Origin of the sequence: Allobosea sp. (assembly GCF_048595345.1) — a bacterium.
Taxonomy (GTDB): domain Bacteria; phylum Pseudomonadota; class Alphaproteobacteria; order Rhizobiales; family Beijerinckiaceae; genus Allobosea.
The window spans coordinates 40,006-46,005 of record NZ_JBMDWH010000174.1 but is presented as its reverse complement, the minus strand read 5'-3'; the positions used below and the strand labels follow the sequence as shown (position 1 = coordinate 46,005).

At 65.2% G+C, this 6,000-nt stretch carries 8 protein-coding genes; all 8 read right to left on the bottom strand.

Going from position 1 to position 6,000, the window contains the following annotated elements:
• Positions 1–545 (bottom strand): NADH-quinone oxidoreductase subunit G (locus ACOJTB_RS16120; RefSeq protein WP_420103542.1); only part of this gene is annotated, 545 nt, incomplete at its 3' end.
• Between the two features lie 4 nt (positions 546–549).
• Positions 550–1,854 (bottom strand): NADH-quinone oxidoreductase subunit NuoF, encoded by a 1,305-nt coding sequence (nuoF, locus tag ACOJTB_RS16115; protein ID WP_420103541.1) that lies wholly within the window; start codon positions 1,852–1,854, stop codon positions 550–552.
• 8 nt (positions 1,855–1,862) lie between these two features.
• The gene (gene nuoE / locus ACOJTB_RS16110) at positions 1,863–2,786 is read right to left on the bottom strand and encodes an NADH-quinone oxidoreductase subunit NuoE (protein ID WP_420103540.1); all 924 of its coding nucleotides are present in this window, start codon (positions 2,784–2,786) and stop codon (positions 1,863–1,865) included.
• Positions 2,786–3,976 (bottom strand): NADH-quinone oxidoreductase subunit D, encoded by a 1,191-nt coding sequence (locus ACOJTB_RS16105; protein ID WP_420103539.1) that lies wholly within the window; start codon positions 3,974–3,976, stop codon positions 2,786–2,788. The genes nuoE and ACOJTB_RS16105 overlap by 1 nt, the downstream gene beginning before the upstream one ends.
• 3 nt (positions 3,977–3,979) lie before the next feature.
• The gene (locus ACOJTB_RS16100; protein ID WP_420103538.1) at positions 3,980–4,195 is read right to left on the bottom strand and encodes a hypothetical protein; all 216 of its coding nucleotides are present in this window, start codon (positions 4,193–4,195) and stop codon (positions 3,980–3,982) included.
• A gap of 2 nt (positions 4,196–4,197) precedes the next feature.
• On the bottom strand, positions 4,198–4,803 hold the full coding sequence (locus ACOJTB_RS16095; protein WP_420103537.1) for an NADH-quinone oxidoreductase subunit C: 606 nt from the start codon (positions 4,801–4,803) through the stop codon (positions 4,198–4,200).
• 39 nt (positions 4,804–4,842) lie between these two features.
• Entirely contained in the window at positions 4,843–5,427 is a 585-nt protein-coding gene (locus tag ACOJTB_RS16090) for a NuoB/complex I 20 kDa subunit family protein (RefSeq protein WP_420103536.1), read from the bottom strand.
• Positions 5,428–5,492: 65 nt separating this feature from the next.
• Positions 5,493–5,873 carry an NADH-quinone oxidoreductase subunit A gene (locus ACOJTB_RS16085; protein ID WP_420103535.1) on the bottom strand — a complete coding sequence of 127 codons (381 nt, stop codon included), beginning with the start codon at positions 5,871–5,873 and terminating at the stop codon, positions 5,493–5,495.
• Positions 5,874–6,000: the final 127 nt, after the last annotated feature.

Here is a 6,000-nt window from a genome sequence, read left to right as displayed (position 1 = left end):
TCCTCGCCGCGGCCGATGGCGCCGAGGTCGGAGGCGCCGGCCACCTCGGTGGTGAAGCGGACGCAGCGCGTGCACTGGATGCAGCGCGTCATCGTCGTCTTGACCAGCGGGCCGATATACTTGTCCTCGACCGCGCGCTTGTTCTCGGCATAGCGCGAGGTGTCGGCGCCGAAGGCCATTGCCTGGTCCTGCAGGTCGCACTCGCCGCCCTGGTCGCAGATCGGGCAATCCAGCGGGTGGTTGATGAGGAGGAACTCCATCACCCCCTCGCGCGCCTTCTTCACCATCGGCGACTTGGTCAGCACGACCGGCGGCTCGCCGTTTGGTCCCGGGCGCAGATCGCGCACGCCGATGGCGCAGGAGGCCTGCGGCTTCGGCGGACCGCCCTTCACCTCGACGAGGCACATGCGGCAATTGCCGGCGATCGAGAGCCGCTCATGGAAGCAGAACCGCGGGATCTCGGCGCCCGCCGCTTCGCAGGCCTGAAGGACGGTGTAATCGGCCGGAACGTCGACCTCGATGCCGTCGATGAGGAGTTTGGTCATGGGCTTACTCCGCCGCCATCAGGCGCACAGGCTCGCTGTGCGGATTGGCGGCATAGTCGTCGATGCGCTGCTCGATCTCGTGACGGAAATGCGCGATCAGGCCCTGGATCGGCCAGGCGGCAGCGTCGCCGAGCGCACAGATGGTGTGCCCCTCGATCTGTTTGGTGACGTCGAGCAACATGTCGATCTCGCGCTTCTGGGCGCGACCCTCGGCCATGCGCTCCATCACGCGCCACATCCAGCCGGTGCCCTCGCGGCAGGGCGTGCACTGGCCGCAGCTCTCATGCTTGTAGAAATGGCTGATGCGGGCGATGGCGCGGACGATGTCGGTCGACTTGTCCATCACGATCACCGCCGCGGTGCCGAGGCCGGAGCGCAGCTTGGAGAGCGAGTCGAAATCCATCGGCGTGTCGATGATCTGTTCGGCCGGGACCATCCGCACAGAGGATCCGCCCGGGATGACCGCCTTGAGATTGTCCCAGCCGCCGCGGATGCCGCCGCAATGGCGGTCGATCAGCTCGCGAAAGGTCAGGCCCATCGCCTCTTCGACATTGCAGGGCTTGTTGACGTGGCCCGAGACGCAGAAGAGCTTGGTGCCGACATTGTTCGGCGTGCCGATCGAAGAGAACCAGGCCGCGCCGCGGCGCAGGATCGTCGGCGCCACCGCGATCGATTCGACGTTGTTGACGGTCGTCGGGCAGCCATAGAGGCCCATATTGGCCGGGAATGGCGGCTTCAGCCGCGGCATGCCCTTCTTGCCCTCAAGGCTCTCCAGCAGCGCCGTCTCCTCGCCGCAGATATAGGCGCCGGCGCCGTGATGGACATAGAGGTCGAAGGGATAACCGTGGACGTTGTCCTTGCCGATCAGCCGGGCCTCATAGGCCTCGTCGACCGCCCGCTGCAGCGCCTCGCGCTCCCGGACATATTCGCCGCGGATATAGATGTAGGCGGCATGGGCGCCCATGGCGAAGGAAGCGATCAGGCAGCCCTCGACCAGCGTATGCGGGTCGTTGCGCATGATCTCGCGGTCCTTGCAGGTGCCCGGCTCGGACTCGTCGGCATTGACGACGAGGTAATGCGGGCGCCCATCGCTCTGCTTGGGCATGAACGACCATTTCAGGCCGGTGGGGAAGCCAGCGCCGCCGCGGCCGCGCAGGCCCGACTTCTTCATCTCGTCGATGATCCAGTCGCGGCCCTGCTCAAGAATGAACTTGGTGCCGTCCCAACCGCCGCGCTTGATCGCGCCCTGCAGGGTCTTGTCGTGCAGGCCGTAGAGATTGGTGAAGATGCGATCGCGATCTGCGAGCATGGCGGGCCTCACTTCACCGGCTTGTCGCCGGCCGGAGCCGGCTTGGCGGATTCGGCGGCGGACTTCTCGTCCACCTTGCCGGTCGAGGCCGGCGTGTCGTTCGCGGCGCTGGAAGGCTGGCCGGGCTCGGAGGGTTTCGGACGGCCGGGAGCGGCCGTCTCGGTCGCGGGCGCAGTGGCGGCTGCCGGGGTCGCCTCCGCCTTTGCCGCCTCGGCCTTCTTGGCCTCCGCCTCGGCTGCGGCTTTCGCGGCGGCGGCTTCGGCGGCGGCCTTGCGCTGCTCGGTGACGCGGTTCTGCCAGTCGCCGGCGCCGATCATCGAGCCGTCATAGAGGGCCTGATCGGTCAGGGTTTGGGCGCCGCCTTCGGGCTCCGAGCCGACGCGGCCGTTCTGCGGGCCGGGCTTGGTCGGCCGCCCATGGCGCAGATCGTCGAGCAGCTGGCGGAAATTCTCCGGCGTCAGATCCTCGTAATAATCGACATTGATCTGCGCCATCGGCGCGTTGCAGCAGGCGCCGAGGCATTCGACTTCCAGCCAGGAGAGCTTGCCGTCGGCGGTCACGGTCGATTGCGGGCCGATGACCTCGGCGCAGACCTTCTTCAGCGCCTCGGCGCCGCGCAGGGCGCAGGGCGTCGTGCCGCAGAGCTGGACGAAATACTCGCCGACCGGCTGAAGGTTGAACATGGTGTAGAAGGTCGCGACCTCGAGCACCCGCATCGGCGCCATGCCGAGGCGCTTGGCGACGGTCTCGATCACCGCACGAGAGACCCAGCCCTCCTGCTCCTGCGCCTTCCAGAGGAGAGGGATCACGGCCGAGGCCGGGCGGCCGTCCGGATATTTGGCGATCTGCTGGTCGATCCAGTTCTCGTTCGCCGGGGTGAAGGCGAAGGAGGCCGGCTGGATGGGATCGGGTGCGAGACGACGGACGGACATCAGCGGTCAACTTCACCAAAGACGATATCGAGAGAGCCGAGAATCGCGGAGACGTCGGCGAGCATGTGCTTGCGGCACATGAAATCCATGGCCTGGAGATGGGCGAAGCCCGGCGCGCGGACCTTGCAGCGATAGGGCTTGTTGGTGCCGTCGGAGACCAGATAGACGCCGAATTCGCCCTTCGGCGCTTCGACTGCGGCATAGACCTCGCCTTCCGGCACCCGGAAGCCCTCGGTGTAGAGCTTGAAGTGGTGGATCAGCGCTTCCATCGAGCGCTTCATCTCGCCGCGCTTGGGCGGAACCACCTTGCCGTCGAGCGAGGAGACCGGCCCGCCGCCATCGGCGGCCAGCAGCTTCTCGCAAGCCTGCTTCATGATGCGCGCGGACTGGCGCATCTCTTCCATGCGGATGTGGTAGCGATCGTAGCAGTCGCCGTTTTTGCCGACCGGAACGTCGAATTCCATTTCCTCGTAGCACTCATAGGGCTGCGACTTGCGCAGATCCCACGGCGCGCCGGAGCCGCGCACCATGACGCCGGAGAAGCCCCACTTCCAGCAGGTCTCAAGATCGACCACGCCGATATCGACGTTGCGCTGCTTGAAGATGCGGTTGTCGGTGAGCAGGCCCTCGAGATCGTCGCAGACCTTCAGGAACGGGTCGCACCATTCGGCGATGTCATGAACCAGCGAAGTCGGGATGTCCTGATGCACGCCGCCCGGCCGGAAATAGGCTGCATGCATGCGCGAGCCCGAGGCGCGCTCGTAGAAGATCATCAGCTTCTCGCGCTCTTCGAAGCCCCACAGCGGCGGGGTCAGCGCGCCGACGTCCATCGCCTGGGTGGTGACGTTCAGCAGATGCGACAGGATGCGGCCGATCTCGGAATAGAGCACGCGGATGAGTTGGCCGCGACGCGGCACGCTCACGCCGAGCAGGCGCTCGACCGCCATGCAGTAGGCATGCTCCTGGTTCATCGGCGCGACGTAATCGAGCCGGTCGAAATAGGGCATCGCCTGCAGATAGGTCTTGGCCTCGATCAGCTTCTCGGTGCCGCGATGCAAAAGGCCGATATGCGGATCGACGCGCTCGACGATCTCGCCGTCCAGTTCGAGGACCAACCTGAGAACTCCGTGAGCAGCCGGGTGCTGAGGGCCGAAATTAATGCTAAAATTGCGGATATTATGCTCGGTCATCGCTCAGAATCTCGTGCCGGCGCCGAAGCGGAAAGTGTCGTAACCGAATTCGCGCATGCAGGCGGAGAACGACCCCGCCTCGCGCGGCTGACGCTGTCCCTGCGCAGCTTCGCAGTACCGGGTTGCCAACTTGAGATCCACATCCGGCGTGGCACCCAGCGCAGGCGACAGACCGGCCAGCAGCAAAGCGACAGCGGCGAACTTGGTCCAGACGGCCATCGTCAGGCTCCCTTCGCCTTCTCATCACCCGGCAGGACGTATTCCGTCCCTTCCCAGGGTGAGAGGAAGTCGAAATTCCTGAATTCCTGGTTCAGCTTCACCGGCTCGTAGACGACGCGCTTCTGCTCGTCGTCATAGCGCACCTCGACGAAGCCGGTCAGCGGGAAGTCCTTGCGCAGCGGGAAGCCCTCGAAGCCGTAATCGGTGAGGATGCGGCGCAGGTCGGGATGGCCCGAGAAGAGGATGCCGTAGAAGTCGTAGGCCTCGCGCTCGAACCAGTTCGCCGCCGGGAACACCTCGATCGTCGACGGAACCGGAGTCGCCTCGTCGGTCTGCACCTTGATGCGGACGCGGCGGTTCTTGTGCGGCGCCAGCAGGTGATAGACCACGTCGAACCGCTTCTCGCGGCCGGGATAATCGGCGCCGGCGAGGTCGATGAAATTGACGAAGCGGAAGCGCGGATCGCTGTAGAGCGTCCGCAACACCTGGACGATCGACGCCGCCTCGGCATGGAGCGTCAGTTCGCCGAAGGCGACGACCGCATCGGTGACCGCGCCGGGCAGCGCTGCCTTGATCTCTTCGCCGAGTGTCACGAGCGCTTCGCTCATCGTCTCACCTTCATCACTGCCCCGAGAACCGACCGGCGCTCAGCGCTCGATCGTGCCCGTGCGGCGGATCTTCTTCTGCAGCAGCAGCACGCCGTAGAGCAGCGCCTCGGCCGTGGGAGGGCAACCGGGGACATAGATGTCGATCGGCACGATCCGGTCGCAGCCGCGCACCACGGAGTAGCTGTAGTGGTAGTAGCCGCCGCCATTGGCGCAGGAGCCCATGGAGATGACGTAGCGCGGTTCCGGCATCTGGTCGTAGACCTTGCGCAGGGCCGGCGCCATCTTGTTGGTCAGCGTGCCGGCGACGATCATCACGTCCGACTGGCGCGGTGAGGCGCGCGGCGCGAAACCGAAGCGCTCGACGTCGTAGCGGGGCATGGAAAGCTGCATCATCTCGACCGCGCAGCAGGCCAGACCGAAGGTCATCCACATCAGCGAGCCGGTGCGGGCCCAGTTGATGAGATCATCCGTCGCGGTCACCAGAAAGCCCTTATCGGCGAGCTCGTTGTTGATCTCGACGAAATAGGGATCGCGGGCGCCGACGGGCTGTCCGTCCGGACCCAGCAGACCCTTGGGTGCCGGCGCGACCAGCGGGTTGCCGCGATCGATCGCTGTGATGGCCATGAACCTGATCCCCGTGAACTCTCAGACTGTAGATAGGAAGCGGAAAACCGTTTTCCCAGCGACAGTTAGTCCCACTCCAGCGCGCCCTTGCGCCACTCGTAGACGAAGCCGACGGTCAGCACGCCGAGGAAAACCATCATCGACCAGAACCCATACCAGCCGAGGCTGCCGAAAGCGACCGCCCAGGGGAACAGGAAGGCGACCTCCAGATCGAAGATGATGAACAGGATCGCCACCAGATAGAAGCGCACATCGAACTTCATGCGGGCATCGTCGAAGGCGTTGAAGCCGCACTCATAGGCCGAGAGCTTCTCGGGGTCCGGCTTGGAATAGGCGATCGCGAAGGGCGCGATCAGCAGCGCCAGGCCGATCACCGCCGAGACGCCGATGAACAGCACCAGAGGCAGATAGTCGGCCAGCAGGGAAGGAACCGGGACAGCTTGCATCGTCGAACTCGCTTCGAGCGCCGGCGCGGAGGCTGGCTGCTCCAGTCGCTTATCCCCTCGATTAGAATGAAGCAAGACTCCGCCGCATCGCACAATCGCCGTCCGGGCTTGAATGGCGCGCAGGATG

What these genes read in the sequence shown, in the direction of transcription:
- nuoF (WP_420103541.1), bottom strand. Translation starts at nt 1,854, where the DNA reads ATGCTCGCAGATCGCGATCGCATCTTCACCAATCTCTACGGCCTGCAC.
- nuoE (WP_420103540.1), bottom strand. Translation starts at nt 2,786, where the DNA reads ATGTCCGTCCGTCGTCTCGCACCCGATCCCATCCAGCCGGCCTCCTTC.
- ACOJTB_RS16105 (WP_420103539.1), bottom strand. Translation starts at nt 3,976, where the DNA reads ATGACCGAGCATAATATCCGCAATTTTAGCATTAATTTCGGCCCTCAG.
- ACOJTB_RS16100 (WP_420103538.1), bottom strand. Translation starts at nt 4,195, where the DNA reads ATGGCCGTCTGGACCAAGTTCGCCGCTGTCGCTTTGCTGCTGGCCGGT.
- ACOJTB_RS16095 (WP_420103537.1), bottom strand. Translation starts at nt 4,803, where the DNA reads ATGAGCGAAGCGCTCGTGACACTCGGCGAAGAGATCAAGGCAGCGCTG.
- ACOJTB_RS16090 (WP_420103536.1), bottom strand. Translation starts at nt 5,427, where the DNA reads ATGGCCATCACAGCGATCGATCGCGGCAACCCGCTGGTCGCGCCGGCA.
- ACOJTB_RS16085 (WP_420103535.1), bottom strand. Translation starts at nt 5,873, where the DNA reads ATGCAAGCTGTCCCGGTTCCTTCCCTGCTGGCCGACTATCTGCCTCTG.